The sequence below is a fragment of the Reinekea sp. genome (assembly GCF_046710285.1).
Classification (GTDB): domain Bacteria; phylum Pseudomonadota; class Gammaproteobacteria; order Pseudomonadales; family Natronospirillaceae; genus Reinekea.
Genome location: NZ_JBKEGY010000005.1, coordinates 34,926 through 50,508, shown reverse-complemented (window position 1 = coordinate 50,508; position 15,583 = coordinate 34,926). Strand labels below are relative to the sequence as shown.

At 40.3% G+C, this 15,583-nt stretch carries 12 protein-coding genes; 6 read left to right on the top strand and 6 right to left on the bottom strand.

The window, feature by feature from the left end; translation table 11 throughout:
* Positions 1–8: 8 nt before the first annotated feature.
* The 4 genes from ACI882_RS05225 to ACI882_RS05210 all read left to right on the top strand — a co-directional run bounded on the left by ACI882_RS05225 (position 9) and on the right by ACI882_RS05210 (position 4,480).
* Complete coding sequence (locus ACI882_RS05225) at positions 9–581, top strand: hypothetical protein (RefSeq protein WP_411746844.1); 573 nt, start codon at positions 9–11, stop codon at positions 579–581.
* Positions 568–1,854: an O-antigen ligase family protein gene (locus tag ACI882_RS05220; protein ID WP_411746845.1), complete on the top strand. Its 1,287-nt coding sequence runs from the start codon at positions 568–570 to the stop codon at positions 1,852–1,854. Before ACI882_RS05225 ends, ACI882_RS05220 begins: the two co-directional genes overlap by 14 nt.
* A gap of 67 nt (positions 1,855–1,921) precedes the next feature.
* Entirely contained in the window at positions 1,922–3,169 is a 1,248-nt protein-coding gene (locus ACI882_RS05215; protein ID WP_411746846.1) for a glycosyltransferase family 4 protein, read from the top strand.
* A 24-nt stretch (positions 3,170–3,193) separates the two neighbouring features.
* The gene (locus tag ACI882_RS05210) at positions 3,194–4,480 is read left to right on the top strand and encodes a phenylacetate--CoA ligase family protein (RefSeq protein WP_411748442.1); all 1,287 of its coding nucleotides are present in this window, start codon (positions 3,194–3,196) and stop codon (positions 4,478–4,480) included.
* 74 nt (positions 4,481–4,554) lie between these two features.
* Here ACI882_RS05210 and ACI882_RS05205 read toward each other — a convergent pair whose 3' ends face one another.
* From ACI882_RS05205 to ACI882_RS05185, 5 genes are all read right to left on the bottom strand, one after another.
* On the bottom strand, positions 4,555–4,953 hold the full coding sequence (locus ACI882_RS05205) for a hypothetical protein (protein WP_411746673.1): 399 nt from the start codon (positions 4,951–4,953) through the stop codon (positions 4,555–4,557).
* Between the two features lie 698 nt (positions 4,954–5,651).
* Positions 5,652–7,100, bottom strand: coding sequence for a lipopolysaccharide biosynthesis protein (locus tag ACI882_RS05200; protein WP_411746672.1), 1,449 nt, complete (start codon positions 7,098–7,100; stop codon positions 5,652–5,654).
* Positions 7,101–8,249: a glycosyltransferase family 4 protein gene (locus ACI882_RS05195; RefSeq protein WP_411746671.1), complete on the bottom strand. Its 1,149-nt coding sequence runs from the start codon at positions 8,247–8,249 to the stop codon at positions 7,101–7,103. It abuts the gene before it with no gap.
* 31 nt (positions 8,250–8,280) lie between these two features.
* Positions 8,281–9,441 (bottom strand): polysaccharide pyruvyl transferase family protein, encoded by a 1,161-nt coding sequence (locus tag ACI882_RS05190; RefSeq protein ID WP_411746670.1) that lies wholly within the window; start codon positions 9,439–9,441, stop codon positions 8,281–8,283.
* Between the two features lie 13 nt (positions 9,442–9,454).
* Positions 9,455–10,531, bottom strand: coding sequence for a glycosyltransferase (locus ACI882_RS05185; protein ID WP_411746669.1), 1,077 nt, complete (start codon positions 10,529–10,531; stop codon positions 9,455–9,457).
* Positions 10,532–10,635: 104 nt separating this feature from the next.
* Here ACI882_RS05185 and ACI882_RS05180 point away from each other — a divergent pair, with 104 nt between their 5' ends.
* Both ACI882_RS05180 and ACI882_RS05175 read left to right on the top strand, forming a co-directional pair.
* On the top strand, positions 10,636–11,775 hold the full coding sequence (locus ACI882_RS05180; RefSeq protein WP_411746668.1) for a glycosyltransferase: 1,140 nt from the start codon (positions 10,636–10,638) through the stop codon (positions 11,773–11,775).
* Positions 11,772–12,896, top strand: coding sequence for a DegT/DnrJ/EryC1/StrS family aminotransferase (locus ACI882_RS05175; RefSeq protein ID WP_411746667.1), 1,125 nt, complete (start codon positions 11,772–11,774; stop codon positions 12,894–12,896). Before ACI882_RS05180 ends, ACI882_RS05175 begins: the two co-directional genes overlap by 4 nt.
* Before the next feature lie 77 nt (positions 12,897–12,973).
* Here ACI882_RS05175 and ACI882_RS05170 read toward each other — a convergent pair whose 3' ends face one another.
* Positions 12,974–15,577 (bottom strand): tetratricopeptide repeat protein, encoded by a 2,604-nt coding sequence (locus tag ACI882_RS05170; RefSeq protein WP_411746666.1) that lies wholly within the window; start codon positions 15,575–15,577, stop codon positions 12,974–12,976.
* Positions 15,578–15,583 lie beyond the last annotated feature (6 nt).

Sequence of the window (15,583 nt, the reverse complement as noted above, 5' to 3'; positions counted from 1 at the left end):
CAGCAGCAGTGAGAATTTGGCTTCCCAGTTTTATAGAAAGCTATTTAGATGACAACTATGGATCTAAAAAAGGCTTCTTAAAATATTACTATCACAAAGTGCTGCAGATATTGGGCTTTTACAATAAGTACTCGATTGATAATTTGGATTTTATACCTAACCGATATGTATTTGTGTGCGCCGGTAATATTTGCCGAAGCCCGTTGGCGGAAGTTGTAGCAAAAAATGCTGGGGTAAATAGTATTTCGTTTGGCTTAGATACTAGAGGGGGAGACCCTGCAGACCCAAGAGCAATTGAATTTGCCAGTAGTGTTCAACTGGATTTAACAAAGCATAATACAACCAAAGCTTCTAAATATATCCCAGAAAAAGGAGATGTTATTGTTGCGATGGAGCCAAAGCATATAGCAATGTATCACTTGACGGCGGTAGACGTTCCTATTGTGTTATTAGGGATGAGTAATAATAACAAGAAGCCTTTTATTCACGACCCTTATTGTACAAATGATGTGTTTTTTAAAAAGGTCGAGGCGTTGGTTGTAGAATTTACAAAAATTCTGGTGCGTTATGGCAAAAGCTAAGCCTGAAGATTTTAAAGTAGAAGATTTCTACTTTTTAAAAATAAAAACCATGTGGCGCTATTTTTGGAGTGAGCATCCAGCGTTTTGGTGTGCTTGTGGTTTTTTGTTTTTTGAATACTTTCGCCCACAAACTATTTACCCGGCTATTGATATTTTACCTTGGTCCCAATTGTTTATTTTGGGTGCGTTAGGGTTGTCCATCCTTGATAAGAAATCATTTTTTAAAATAAACTACCCTACGGTACTCATTGTTTTATTTTTTCTTCAAATTGAATTATCTCGATTTTTCGCCTATTACCCTGAATGGTCAAGTAAGAACCATATTCAGTTTTTTCAATGGATTATTGTATTCTTTGTTGTAACTATTACAGTAACAACAAGAGAGCGGTTCTATATTTTTATAATAATTTTTTTGCTCTGTACGCTAAAAATAAGTATCGGTACATCAAAAAATTGGGCTATGCGAGGTTTTGGTTTTACTAGCTGGGGCTTAATGGGGCCGCAAGGATATTTTCAAAACTCTGGTGAGCTAGCTATACAGATGCTTTTGCTTGTTGCACTGGGTTTCTACCTTATTAAGGTATTTTGGTCGAACAGTAATCGATGGGAAAAGTTTATATTGGCTCTTATGTTTATCACACCGATAATGACAATAATGGGCGCTAGTAGCCGAGGTAGCCAGCTGGCATTAGGTATATTGTTGTTTATTTTTTACTGGAGACGACTCTACAGTCCAAAAGTATTAGCCATTATTGCGTTTTTATTTTCTGCTTTACTTTTTTTGTTGCCAGACGAGCAAAAAGATCGTTTTTCAAATATGGGTGAAGATGGCACATCTGTACAAAGACTACTGTACTGGGAAAATGGTATAGAGATGATTAAAGAGCATCCATTCACTGGTGTTGGTCTATATAACTTTATACCTTACTACACTGATGTTTACCCTGATGATATTAACTTTACTAACCAACGTGGTGAACGTGTCGCAGAGTTACCCCATAATATTTTTGTACAAGTTGGTACAGATGGTGGTATACCCGCTCTATTAATCTACTGCCTGTTTATAATTTTTTGTATCATTCCAAAAAAGAAAGAAGATCCAGTTTTTGATAATATCAGAGATGGTCTAAGTAAAGGAGTGCTAGCTTTTGTTATTGCTGGCCAGTTTGTAAGTGTCGCATACTACCCATTTTTATGGGTTTCTTATGCAGTCATGGCAGCGCATAAGAATATTAAAAATGTTAATAAAACGCATGACAGAAATGAGACATGATTTGAAGTCTAGTAAAAAACTACGCAGTTGATTCTGCCTAGCGTTTATTCAAAAACAAGGAGTTTTGATGAAAGTATTATGGGTGAGCCATTTCTCGCCGTACCCTGCAAAAGGAGGGGCATTTCAAAGGTCTTTCAACATGCTACGAGAACTTTCTAAATACCACGATATCGATTTCGTATCTTTGGCAAGCAAATCCACTCTGCTATCCACTTATCAATCTGAGCAAAAAGGAGTCGCGGAAGTTACTACAGCCCTAAATCAGTTTGTAACGGTTAAGTCTATTTCTATAATAGGAGCAAGAGCGCGGAAATTAAATAAATTTATTAATGTAATTCGTTCAACCCTTCAATTTAAAGCATATGATGAACTTTTTTATAGTCATCCAATATTTAGTGCAGCCATAAAAGAGTCTCTTTCCCAGAATTCTTATGACGTAATTTATGTTGATACAGTCGGATTAATGAGATCAATACCTAACGTTGGTTTACCGGTGATTTTAAATCACCACAATATTGAGTCTGAGATGTTAAGTCGTCGGGCATCAAAAGCCGGTATTATTGGGAAGCTTATATACTCTCTGGAAGCTATGAAAATGAAACGAATTGAGAGAAAGTATGCGCCCAGTGTTCAGCTGAATATAACTTGTTCGGAGCTTGATTCTAAAAGACTTCAAAAAATCGCAGCATGTAAAGCTGAATGTATACCAAATGGGGTTGATATGTCTTATTTTAAACGTACTTCGTGTTATGACATATCTGAAGTTGAAGGCATTATCTTTATCGGCGGCCTCGATTGGTATCCGAATGCGGATGCGATGGAATGGTTTGCAAGTGACATATATCCTGTAATAGCGGAAAGTATTGGTGAAATTAAAGTAGATATAATAGGTAGGGGTACCGTTAACGGTCTAAGTCGATTGGCTAGTTCGAATAAGAGCGTTAAAGCACATGGTTTCGTAGACGATATACTTCCATTTATGGAGAAAGCTTCTGTTTATGTTTGTCCAATACGGGATGGTGGCGGTACAAAACTAAAAGTTCTAGATGCATTAGCTATGGGTGTTCCTTTAGTTGCACATCCTGTTGCTTGCGAGGGTATAAATGTTACCGATGGGAAGGATGTCCTTTTTGCTTCAACACCTATAGAGTTTGCCAAGCAGATTAATAGAATCATAAATGAGAAGGGCTTAGGGGAGAAATTGTCTCAAAACGGAATTGATTTAATCGATAAATATTATAGCTATAGAAAAATTGGCGAAAAATTTGGTTCATGTGTTGAACTGTTAGGAAATATACCGAGGAATAACTCTTAAACTAGTTTTTTGATAGGTTTAAAAATGATTTATAAATTAATATTTATTCTGGGCGCTAAGCTTCGAAATCCATCGTTATTTAAGATTTATAAGAGCTTAAAAAAAACGGAGATGTTTACTGCTGATGAGTTGAAAGAAGTGAAAAACTATAATGCCCGTGAGTTCTTTTCTTTTGTATATGATTATTCACCATATTATCGTCAAAAATTCGATGAAGTCGGCTTTATCCCAAATGAAATCGATGATTTTACCGATTTATCAAAATTACCTATCACAGAAAAACGAGATCTACTTGAAAAAAATAAACTGATTCGTAGTGACTTTAGATTTAAAAAAATATTTATGGCAGAGACGTCTGGCACTTCTGGAGAGTCACTTGAGTTTCCTCGCGATGAGGAGTGGGATTCCTGCAATAGGGCTAGTCAAATGAGATGCTATGATTGGTATGGGGTTAAGCCTTGGGAGAGTAGTTTGTATTTCTGGGGCTTCGATATTAAAGGGCTAAAACGGATTAGAGTAAGCCTTTTAGATAAGCTATCAAATCGCACTCGACTTTTTTCGTATAGTGTTAATAGTATCAATGAACTATTTTCTAACAGGAAGCGTATTCGATATATAGAAGGTTATTCTTCGATGATTTATGAAATTGCCAAAACTTATAATACTCATAACTCATCCAGTCTTGCGGCTATCAAGATGGTAAAGGGGACATCGGAGATGATCTTTGATGCCTATCAACCTGAAATTATAAAGGCATTTGGTGGCAAAATGGTATCAGAATATGGTGCTGCGGAAGCAGGTCTAATTGCTTTTGAATGTGTAGAGGGGAAGTTGCACATAATGGAGGAGAATTTGATTTTGGAGGAAGATGTCGATGGGGCTCTTTTAGTTACTAATTTGAAGTCAAAGTCTTTCCCGATTATTAGATACCGATTGGGTGATTCTGTGCGCTTTGACAGCAGCGGTTGTAGCTGTGGATTAAACCATGGAATAATACGAGAGATCGAAGGGAGAGTAGGCCTCAAAGTCATCGGTCGCGGAGCAGAGTTTCCTGCTCTGACTATTTACTATATTTTTAAAAATATTGCCGAAAGAGAGTCAATATTAATTAACTACAAAGCTAGACAAGAAGTTATAGGTCAGTTGATTATTGACGTCGAGGGTGTAAATGATCCTGACATTCAACGCTATATTGAGAAAGAGGCGTTCAAGTATTTTGGTGAATCAATATCGATAACAGTAGTTTTTATAGACAGATTTACAGTAGGTGATTCAAAGCGGAGATATTTTGAAACTAGTCTAAGACGATGATATTTAGTTAAATGATAGTCTGGCTAGGCAGCTTGCCGCCAGATTACCATTAAAAATAAAGTGAAACTTACAGCCTAGTCGCCTATGACTTTTATTACCGAACTGTCAATTAGTATTGGTTTGCTTGCGACTTCAGGTTGGCCAACAGTAGCTTTGATTGTCTCGTTAGCCTTTATAGAAAAATTGTCGATACAGAACTCAGTAAGTTCACTAAAGCCTCCATTCGCCCAACCCAGTAAATAGCCACTCGAAATGTAGTTCCCTCTTGAGGAGTAAGCTACTTGATTGGATATATCTGGTGCTCCATAATTTTCATTGACGTTCGGATGTGCGGTACCGTTAATCAGGTAACCGTTTTTAGAAATGTTGAACACTCCGTAGTCTCCTTCTTCATCGGCTAGTTCCGCATAAATATGAACGTCGATCCACTGCCCTGCATTGTTGGTATATAAATTCTCCTTGTAACTATTCATTGCATGTCCATAATTGTTTCCATCTTCGCCTATATATAGCGAAGGTGATGCTCCGTTACTATTTGGCCAACTTTCGCTGCCTAAGGAAATGTTGGAATTTGAGACCCCGTACGCTCCTGACCATAAAAAGAAATTTTTGTGATTTCGAGTGGACGTAACATAGTTCTCAGGAACATATATGGAGTAGCTAATTTCGAGTTGAACAGAGTTGGGTATATCGAACCGTTGCTCGGCGAAACTAGAGTTTTTTTCTGGAGTATCTGGATAGTATTTGAATAATAAAGAGTTACCATATGTTGATGATCCTGGGCAAGCCGAGTTCCTGTAGGCATATGTAGAATCGGACCAAAAAGTCGGCTTAGCGTCAGTCTCAAAACTATCTGTAAACGAGAAATCTGGAGTACCTGCTATTCGTGTTACCGCTCCTGCGGAAGGCATAAGCAATATTGAAAGAACAACTAGAGAGGGTGCAGTAAAAGTATTCATTGGCGGGCTCATCTTAACTGGTGTCGCTATATTGTAGCCAGTAACAAGTGCTACGCAAAGAAAGGTCAGTGGAAATGTGATGCAAGTATAATAATAGACCCCAGATTGATGGTTTGAGCCAATAAATTGACACATTTAGCTGGCTCAGAGTGTTACCTAATATGGACCTTGTTCGGTTGAGTAGGAATATTCCCAATTTAGCCAAGAGTCTACTACCCCAATATGCCTCTGATTTTATTTGCAATAAAGCTTTTATTGCTGCGACTTAAGATTGAAAAAGCAAAAATACCTGACGATACAACGAATAGTACAGCATTTACTAATAGACTATGAAGTATGGATGTTGGTGTAAAGTAATCACTCAGTAAAATAGTAGCCCAGTAGCCTGCAAGCGCTATAGATAGAAAATTGTATTTAAGTTTCAGGTCGTAATAAAACCTACTTCTATAGGCTGTCGCAACAAAATGCAGTATAGATGTAATCATTGCTCCAATTGCGGCCCCGACAAACCCATATGTCGGGACAAATATGAACATCGAAAAAGTCAGTATTATCGCAGCAAAGGTATTGTTCTTAGTAATCTCGATAGTGTTTTCATTTTGAATGAAACTGAAGTTATGGAAAATAGTAAGAGAACCGAACACCGCGGCCAAAGCTAAATAGGGTACAGCCTTCGCTGCAGGGTGAAACAGCTCTGAGCTCATGAACTCGATGACGATTGGAGTAAACAATGCAATTCCTATTGCAGATGAAAATAGCAGCACGCTTACACTTTTAAAAACATTATTGTATGTGGTGTAAGCCGCATCTGTTTTGGCAATCTGAAATCGTTCAGTCTGCCAATACTGAGAGAATGGCAGCCATATTAGGGATGATATTATCGCCGAAAACTTAACAGCCAGTTCAAATAACCCGACTTCAGTTAGATCACTAAAAATTCTTAGAAAATAGCGATTAGAGCTACCGATATATAAGCCAATTAATCCAGATAACCATAAAGGCCAGCTGAATTTTATCATTGTCTTGCCGATTTTTTGGTTGAAGTCAAAACCACATTTTCTGATTATGAACCCGACTAGTACAGCGCTAATTAATATTGAAGATATAATGCTGCTAGTGACGATACCAAGAAGGCCAAGATCAAAATAAACAATGAGTAATATATTCAAGCTAAGCTGGGTTACTAATTTAGCCATGCTTAGCCAAAGAAATAACCACGGCTTTTTTAGGATGCGAATAAAGGTTAGACCATATTGCTCAAATGCATGCAATAGAATTAGAGAAGAAAAAAGACCTACATAAATCGAGTAGTTGTTGGTGCCAAATAAAAATGTAGAGGTAGGCTCTCGGAAAACAGCAATAATAATAAATGCAAATGAACTAAAAAAAGTAGTTAGAAGCAGCGCTGTACTAACCACTGCTCTTTTCTCATCTGTTGTTTTACTTTGATGGTAATACTTTGGAACCGCTTGAAAGAGCTGACCGCCAAAAATAATTTCTATCAGGCTCACTAAGAAAATAAGTAAGGCGACCGCACCATAGTCTTCAGGAGTTAAGTAATTAGTATAGATAGGCAGCATGACAAAGCTAATTAGCTGTCTACTAATATTACCTATTGCGTAAATTGAAGAATGCGTAAAAATTTGTTTAGATGAAGACAATTATCGTTCGCTCTTTAGGTTTTTGAATACGGCAATCAACTCATTTGCCTGTTTCTGTTGAGAAAAATTACTGATAACTCGCATACGCCCATTTCTGCCTAAATTTTCCCTCAGATTATCATCTGTGAGCAAGACTCTTAGTTTTTTAGCAGCATCATCAGAGTCGCCAGCGGTAAACCTTAGGCCAGTTTCGGCTGTCACTGTTTCTCTGATCCCGTCTAGGTCGGAAACTAATAAAGGAACTTGTGTGGCAGCAATCTCTAAAGATGACATAGGGAATGAATCCCAGCCAGTTGATGCAATCATTCCTACCGACACACCTTTTAACAGGTTGGGAATGTCTTTCCTATAACCTCCGAAAGTAACATGGTTTTTGACGTTGGGTGCTAACAAGTACTCTTCAAATGCTTTTTCTTGTCCCGGTTTATTTCCTAAAATAAGGAAGTGAACATCCCCAAAGCCTGTATGGTTAATAAGAGTATCTGCAGCTTGTAAAATAATGTGGACACCTTTGCGTCGTTCCATATGGCCTGAGAAAAACACTATTTTGCGCTCGGCGGGTATATTGAACTGGTCGAAAACATAGTTACTTTGCGCGATATCGGGTTTGTATTTTTCAGTATCTATTCCAGTGCGAATTACAGAGGTTTTATGCTTTGGAATGCCCCGCCCAAGAAATGCTGTTTTACGCATGTCATCAGATTGGAATACATAGTGATCTGGCCCTTTGCTTTTTAACGCAACCTCTATTTTTTTGAAAATAAGCTTCAGTGGCGAATTTATCGAACTAATAGGAGCACCCCAGTATGATACAAAGTGCTTAACTCCTGCTTGCCGCATAACTTTGTAAAGTGGCCGATCAACTTGCTGATCGAATCCCAGTACAAATTCAACGTTATGCTTTTTAATATATTGAAAAATGAAGTCCTTATCTTTCTGGTCATTAGAGGAAGTATTGAGTTCAATAACATTAGTTAGATCGTCGGGAAGCGATGGGGACATTCCATCTTTTAACGTCTTATAAGCATAATGAACATGTTCCATTTCTTTTACAAAGTGAAGTGCGACTTTGAGAAATGTATGCTCATGGCTAGATGCTGCGAATCCAGGGTTAGACTCGCAATGAAAAAGAACTAAAAAACCAGACATAATACACCATTATGATTAGTAACAAGCACAGTTAGGATACCTCTGCTGCAAGGAGCTCATATGGTTTCATGCTATCGGCAGTCATATTCTGCAAAAAAGAGTTTGCTGCACTTTCAAAGGAATGCCTATTGGCCTTGGCTCTTTGAACAAGCATGGGTAAATTGGATTCTACGTCGTTGTAATGAGTCACCAGAGGCTCTAGCCCTAGAGACTCAAATGAGCCCGTGAGTTTAGCCTTTGTGTATTCGTTAACATATATACCAATACAAGGCACACCTATTGATAGTGCAAATATTAGTTGGTGGTAGCGCATTGAAATAACATACTCGCTGTCTGCGGTAAGTGCTTTAAGTGATGACGCCAATGGAATGGGATTGACAATATGAAGGGTGTTTTCCTCCCATAAATCTTCTATGCTATTTATAAGTTTAATGTCTCCTTCCGTGCCTTCTGGGGCGTGATGCGGAATGAAAACTGTATTTAGGCTGTCTTTACTAATTACTTGTTGGATACATGAGCCAATTTTTCGAGTGTCATCATCACTCATAGGGCCAAATTTTCTCATCGCTACACAGGCATAGTTAGTGTTTTTATTGCTGATGTCTTTTGTATACTCATTGTGCTTTTTTTCGAGGAAGCACGCATCGTCCAATGCAAAACTGACTTTGTGACTAACTTGTGTATGCGAAAAGTTTTTGTCCCTGACTCCTATCCATTTTGCGGGAGCATAAATTGCATCGACTTGCTTTCTATGGTTGTTAGTAAATGGACCAACTGTTTGGCTTACAAAGTAAACGTCCTTTTTGAAAAAATTGGCAACTTTTAATAGTCGTAGTCGAGCCTCTAACACTCCAGGCCATTCACTTGTCATGTTGCCGCCTCCACATATAACCACCTTATCGCATTTTATGACTTGGTATATATTAGTGAAGATAGCTTTAAAAAATGAAAGAGGTTTTTTAAATAGTAGTGCTTTGAATTCTTTTGAGGGCGTGTGATAAAAAGAAAAGGCTCTAATACCATATGTAGTTGGTACTTTTTCTGGGCTAGCACACCCTAGTATTAAATTTTCAGCGCCAACTAGGGCTTTTAATCTGTCAATAGCTACTTCTGCCATTGCTTCATCACCAACATGGTAGTCTGGCCCAAGGCCCGTAATGTCAGATAGCATTAAGATTTTTGGTTTATTCATTTGTTCTCCAGAATTAAATATACAAACTATTTGTTTTAGTGCTAGTTTCTATTGATGTATGTGTAAATACTTTGTGCACTATATTCGACGATTTCTTTGTTATTACAGCGTGATAATAATTAGCTGTATTTTGAGTGACGAAAAAGACGTGAGCGTAGCTTTTTAGCTCTGCCAGTCCGCCGATAGCATGAGCTATTAATTTTTTATCCAATGCCAATGTTTCTAACGCCACCATTGGCAACCCCTCATGATCAGAACACATAACCACCGCATCTAAAGAATTTATATAGCTGGGCACATCAATTCGATGCCCGTGAAAGGTTACTATGTTATCTATATCTAACGATGTGGCTTGTTCTTTTAACTGGTTTTCCAATGGCCCATCACCCACTACATGAAAATGGTATTCTGTCCTATTCTCTTTTTTAAACAACGCCGCAGTTTCTAAAAATATATCGACACGCTTTACAGGCACTAAACGGCCAATAATACCAATATGTATTTTATCAGGTTCTGCTTTTTTAAAATCTGTAATGCCTGCGTTTGCTTTGAGCTCTTCTACATCAACACCATTCATGACGACTTGTATTTTTTGTTCTGGGTAGGTGCCTGTGAGGTTTGTTTTTAGCTCATCTGATACCGCAATGATGACATCTTGTAGGTGGTTGCCTACCCAGCTATCGAAGCTGCGCTGTATTTGGGTTTTAAAGCTGCCGATAAACTCGGGTGCGCCGTGTACTGTGCGTACGCAGCGTGCTTTTACTGTTGTGCTATTGGCGAGTGCGCCGAGTATGTTTTCTTTTTGTCGGTGGGTGTGAATTACATCGGGCTTTAGCTGCTTTATGTGCTGGCGTAGGGCTAGAAATATGCGCCAGCTTGAAAGCGTTTTCTCGTTTAGTATGGTTACGGGTATATTGTAACCGCGAAGCCTATTGGCCAGCTCACCTTCGTTTAACAACACGGCAGAAACATCGCATAAGGGCTTTAGGTGTTTGAGAAGTGTGGCGGCTTGAGCTTCCGCGCCGGCCCATAAATCGCCAGATATTACGTGGAGTACTCGCTTCCTTTGCAATGGACTAGAATTAGTCATGTAAACAACATCCGTGTTTATATATAATTGCGCTATTATGCCTTATGAAGGGGGCTTATGGGTACCCCTTCGAAATGGATTTATTCAGTAACAAGGAGTTTACTATGTTGGTTTTCCTATTTTGGGTCCTTTTAGTCTGTTCGCTCTATAGCTATTTCTTTTATCCGGTTGTTTTGCATCTTTTAACTAAATCAGTCAAGCCGTCGCAATCTGTTGACGATGTACAAGCCCCGCATTTTTACTCCCTTATTGTGACCGTTTATAACGAAAAGCATCGTATTAAGCAGAAGCTTGAAAACTTATTATCTTTAGAGTTCGATAAAGACCAATACGAGCTTATTATCGCTTCCGATTCTAGTGACGACGGCACCGATGACATAGTGCGCAAATACGAATCTAAAGGTGTGCGGCTTGTGCGCGCGACCGAGCGTCTAGGTAAAGAGAACGCTCAGCTCACGGCCATAAAAGCCGCAAAAGGCTCAGTTTTGGTATTTTCCGATGTAGCCACCATTATGGAGCCGAATGCCTTAACCAAGCTGGATGGCCATTTCCAAAATGAAAATATTGGCGCGGTATCCAGTGAAGACCGTTTTGTCAGTAAGTCGGGTGAGGTGGCTGGTGAAGGCGCTTACGTGAAATACGAAATGTGGCTGCGCAATAAAGAGAGCAAGCTGGCTGGCTTAGTAGGTTTAAGTGGCTCTTTTTTTGCGGCACGTACTGAAATTTGCGCCGATTGGGATATTCACTCACCTTCAGATTTTAACACCGCTCTAAATTGCGCCCGTGCAGGTAAACAGAGTATATCAGCACCCGATGTACTGGGTTTTTATGAAGATTTAAAAGACCCTTCTAAAGAGTATGCGCGCAAGGTCAGAACCGTACTGCGCGGCATTACCGGGCTTTCGCGCCACCTAGATGTACTAAACCCGTTCAAATTTGGTTTGTTCTCTTTGCAAGTCTTTAGCCATAAACTCATGCGTTGGGGAGTGCCGTGGTTTTTAATGGCGCTGTTGATCGTGACTTCTTTTGTGGTGCATCACGGTTGGGTGTATCAAATGGCGCTTGTAGGGCAAATTTTGTTTTATGTGACGGCGCTGTTGGCGCATTTGAGCCCCAAGTTACAAAGTGTTGGGCCTATTAAACTGGTTTACTTCTTTGTGCAGGTCAATATTGCCTTAATGGACTCGATGTTGAAGTTCGCAACCGGCACCCGCATGACAACATGGAAGCCTTCCGCAAGATGATGTTAAGAATATTGCCGCCTGCTGGCAGCAAAATAATGACCCATACCGCAGGTGTGGAGACTCAGCACAACCTTAATTGGCCGGGTTATAACTTGCATTGGTTGCAATCGGGTACGGCGGCGTTAGCGTATGCGCTGCTGCATAAAAAAGCGCAGCACGTGAACATTGCAAAACCGGAAGTGATTATCCCTGGCTATTGCTGTCCTGACCTTATCTCGGCGGCGTTATTTGCGGGTTATACGCCTGTGATTGTTGATATTGCCGAAAATGATCCGAGCTACAACTTGGCAGAATTAACCAGTGCGCTTTCGACTAATACGTTGGCGGTTATCTGTATTAATTTTATGGGTATTAAAGAGCGCTTAGCAGAGATACGGTCTGCACTGAGTACCTGCCTCCAAGTGTCTATTATTGAAGATAACGCTCAGTGGTTCCCTTGTTCAAACAACGAAGCCAATTTTAGCAGTGATTACGTTTGTTTTTCGTTTGGTCGTGGCAAGGCGGTGAGTTTATTGGGTGGGGGCATGGTTGCGGTAAAAGCTTCTTTACCGGTAGTTGAAATACCGGTGAAAAGTGCCAGCAGTGATTCTACTCGTTGGCGGGTGAAAGCTAAGCTAATAAATCGCCTGGCACACCCTAATGTGTATTACTGGTTGTCTAAGCTCTCTTTTTTAAAGCTTGGCCATACTCAGTACCATGAACTGACCGAACTGGCGGGTTTTCCATTTGAAAACCATGCCGTTTTCAATGTTAATTTGCAGGCATATCAGCAACGCATTGCGCTGGCAGAACAGGTACTTGATAATTGCCTAGGCCCGGTGAATGGTTTTAAAGCCATGACCAGTGAAAGAAGAGGGCGTTTACTGCGCTACCCAGTTGTTTGCGAATCTGCAGAGCAAAAAGAAACCCTAATAAAAGCATTAAAGCCTTACGGTGCCAGTAAAATGTACGCTACTGCCTTACCATTAGTGGATGGGGTTCGCACCTCTATGTGGCACAGTGAAAGCAAGCTGCCTAACGCGAACAGCTTCGCAAGCCGGTTTTTCACACTACCCGTACATGACTCAGTACAAGAGAAAGATTTAACCGCCATAGCAAACCTAATAAAAAAGCACAGCTAGGTAACCCAACTGTGCTAACTCTAAAGCTCTAATCTAAAAACTTCTAACTACAAACTTTTAACTACAAACTAAAAAACCTATTTCCCCAGAATCTGCGCTTTATGCTGCTGTAACTCGGTGTTGTCTGGTTCTAGCGTTAGTGCTTTGTTTATTGCGTCTAACGCTTGCTGTTTATTGCCTTGCAAGTGTAATACCCAAGCTAAGGTATCAAGCACGTTAGCTGAGTTTGGTGCTAGTTGCGCAGCTTTGGTTGCGTAGTCTAATGCTCGGTCTACTTTGTTTTCTTTTAGTAGCCAAGCTAGGTTATTCAAAGCCGGAATCGATTGCGGATTACTAACCAATGCCAGTTCATAAGAGGCGATGGCTTCCACATGCTTGCCTTGTGATAAATAGGAATCTGCGATTAATACATGGGCTTTATCGTTATTAGGCTCCATGGCGACTAAGCGTTTTAGCTCACGTTCAACGTTATTAGGTTGCTCCTTTTTTAAGTAATACAGATAAGCATTTAATATGGCGCCATGAGGCTGGGCTTGCCAGAGGTCATCAATATAACCAAAGGCTTGGCTTAAATTCTCTAACTTTTCAATGATTTGAGTTTTCACAATCACGGCTGGATAGTTGCGCTCATTTAGTTTGAGCAGTTCGTCGATACGCGTTAAAGCGAGGTCACCTTGGCTGTTACTGAATTCAAATTGCGCAGCCAGTAGAGTGAGTTTGGTGTCGTTCGGAAGTATTTTGAGTGCTTCGTCTAAATGGCCAACGGCTGCAGTCCACTCTTGCTTCTCTGCAGCTAAAAGAGCATGACCGCGTAATAAGTTGGCTTGCATGCCACGGGCATAAGGTTGGTCGGTATTTTTATACTGGTCGGCAATTGCTTGCGCTTGGTCCATGTTTTTTGAGTTAACATAAAGCTCAACCAAAACTGAGTTCAAAGGCAAGGCAATGTCTTTGTGCGTGTTCGCTTGTTTACTTATCCAAGCAGTAAGCTCAGCAAAACTGTGGGTGCGTGCTTTATTTTGCACGAGAGATTGTAAGTAACTTGGGTTGCCGGGGTTAACTTGCAGGGCTTTTAGCCAGAAGTCTGCAGCCATATCATATTCGTTTGATTGTTGATACATTCCCGCCAGGGCATTGAGAGCATTGAGATTTTTAGAGTCGATGGCTAGCAGCGCTTTTAGATTGCTTTTAGCATTGTCTAGCTTACCCATTTTATAATCTGTCATGGCAACAAGCCACAAGCTTGCTGGGTCATTCGGGAATTGTTGATAAAGGCTGTCGCGAACACTAACGGCCTCAGCTTGCTCTCTACTTTCAAGTAAGGTTGCTAGGTAATAACCGCTGGTTGACCAATCTTTTGGGTTTTTAGCATAGGCTTGGCGCAAATGGCCCAAGGCTAAATCTGTTTGATCTTGATCTACATAATATTGAGCGAGCAATAAATGTAAGCGAGTTCTATCGGGCTCTAACTGTAAGGCCTTGCTAACGGAAGCTAAACCTTGACGCTCTTCACCGCTATTAATAGAAATAATGCCGAACAGGGCAAGCAATGTTGAGTCGTCTGGTCTTACCAGTAGAGCGCGCTCTAATACCGCCAGCGCTTCTTCAGACTTACCTTGCTCAGATTGCGCCAATGCAGTGGCTCGAATGAGTGAGACTGGTGCTGTTTCTGCGTCTAGGTTTTCACTTAACAAGCCTTCAGCCGTTGCAGTGTCGCCTTCTTCTAGGTGAATTAAACCCAAAAGTAAGGCGGCTTGTTGGTTATTCGGAAACTGCGTTAATATATCTTCAAAGGCAGTTTTGGCTGCGGCTAAATCACCTTGGCTGGCTGCGGCTAATGCATCTTTATATTGTTGCTGTGCAGCAAAGGCTTCAGGATTGGCTTCACGAATTATTTTTTGGTACACAAATGCTTCGGTTGACCGGCCTAAGGCGGTTAAAGTTGTAGAGAGTAGTTCAAGTACCTGTACTCGCTCTTGTAACAATACGTCGGTTTCACGTAGCTGAATGAGGGCTTTAGTTAACAGAGATTCTGCCGCCGTAAGCTGATTGCTTTCGTAGGCGAGTTTTGCACTGTAATAAAGCGCGTTTGCGTCATTTGGGTTGCTCGCTAAAATTTGATCAGACCATTGTTTTGCTTCAGCAAACTGTCGGTTTTGAATTAATAAATTTATAAACTCGTATACAACGTCTACCGGTGTGTCTTGTTGCCCAGCAAGGGCTCTAAAACTGTTGAACGCCGTTGCTTGATCACCAGAAAAATAGGCGACAAGTGCTTCTAAGTGTTCTTTTGACGTTTGATCGGCAACAGTAGCGGGTAGCTGCCCAAGTATAGCAGCGGCAGAAATATACTTACCTTGTTTAAGTAGGGCATTAGCCAATAGTAAGTTCAGTGCCTCGGTTCTGTTGTTCACGCTTACTAATAAGCTCTCGGCTTGAAGTACGCTGCCAATCTTTATTAGCACTTCAGCGTAACGCTGAATGTGGTCTAAGTTTTCAGGTTCGGCTTGAATGGCGTTGCGTATTTCAATTAACGTCGCTCGGTATTGGCCTTGTTTTTCATAGGCAATACTTCGTTTTATGAAGCCATCTGCTTTTTCAGTGGCATTCTCTGAGTTACAGGCGCTCAAAACTAGCGTCAGAGTCAAAGCGAATAAAATTCCAATATTCTTAAAGTACATCAAAAC

Excerpts from the sequence above, each read along its gene's own strand:
- ACI882_RS05220 (WP_411746845.1), top strand. The coding sequence starts at position 568 with ATGGCAAAAGCTAAGCCTGAAGATTTTAAAGTAGAAGATTTCTACTTT.
- ACI882_RS05215 (WP_411746846.1), top strand. The coding sequence starts at position 1,922 with ATGAAAGTATTATGGGTGAGCCATTTCTCGCCGTACCCTGCAAAAGGA.
- ACI882_RS05210 (WP_411748442.1), top strand. The coding sequence starts at position 3,194 with ATGATTTATAAATTAATATTTATTCTGGGCGCTAAGCTTCGAAATCCA.
- ACI882_RS05205 (WP_411746673.1), bottom strand. The coding sequence starts at position 4,953 with ATGAATAGTTACAAGGAGAATTTATATACCAACAATGCAGGGCAGTGG.
- ACI882_RS05195 (WP_411746671.1), bottom strand. The coding sequence starts at position 8,249 with ATGTCTGGTTTTTTAGTTCTTTTTCATTGCGAGTCTAACCCTGGATTC.
- ACI882_RS05190 (WP_411746670.1), bottom strand. The coding sequence starts at position 9,441 with ATGAATAAACCAAAAATCTTAATGCTATCTGACATTACGGGCCTTGGG.
- ACI882_RS05185 (WP_411746669.1), bottom strand. The coding sequence starts at position 10,531 with ATGACTAATTCTAGTCCATTGCAAAGGAAGCGAGTACTCCACGTAATA.
- ACI882_RS05180 (WP_411746668.1), top strand. The coding sequence starts at position 10,636 with ATGTTGGTTTTCCTATTTTGGGTCCTTTTAGTCTGTTCGCTCTATAGC.
- ACI882_RS05175 (WP_411746667.1), top strand. The coding sequence starts at position 11,772 with ATGATGTTAAGAATATTGCCGCCTGCTGGCAGCAAAATAATGACCCAT.
- ACI882_RS05170 (WP_411746666.1), bottom strand. The coding sequence starts at position 15,577 with ATGTACTTTAAGAATATTGGAATTTTATTCGCTTTGACTCTGACGCTA.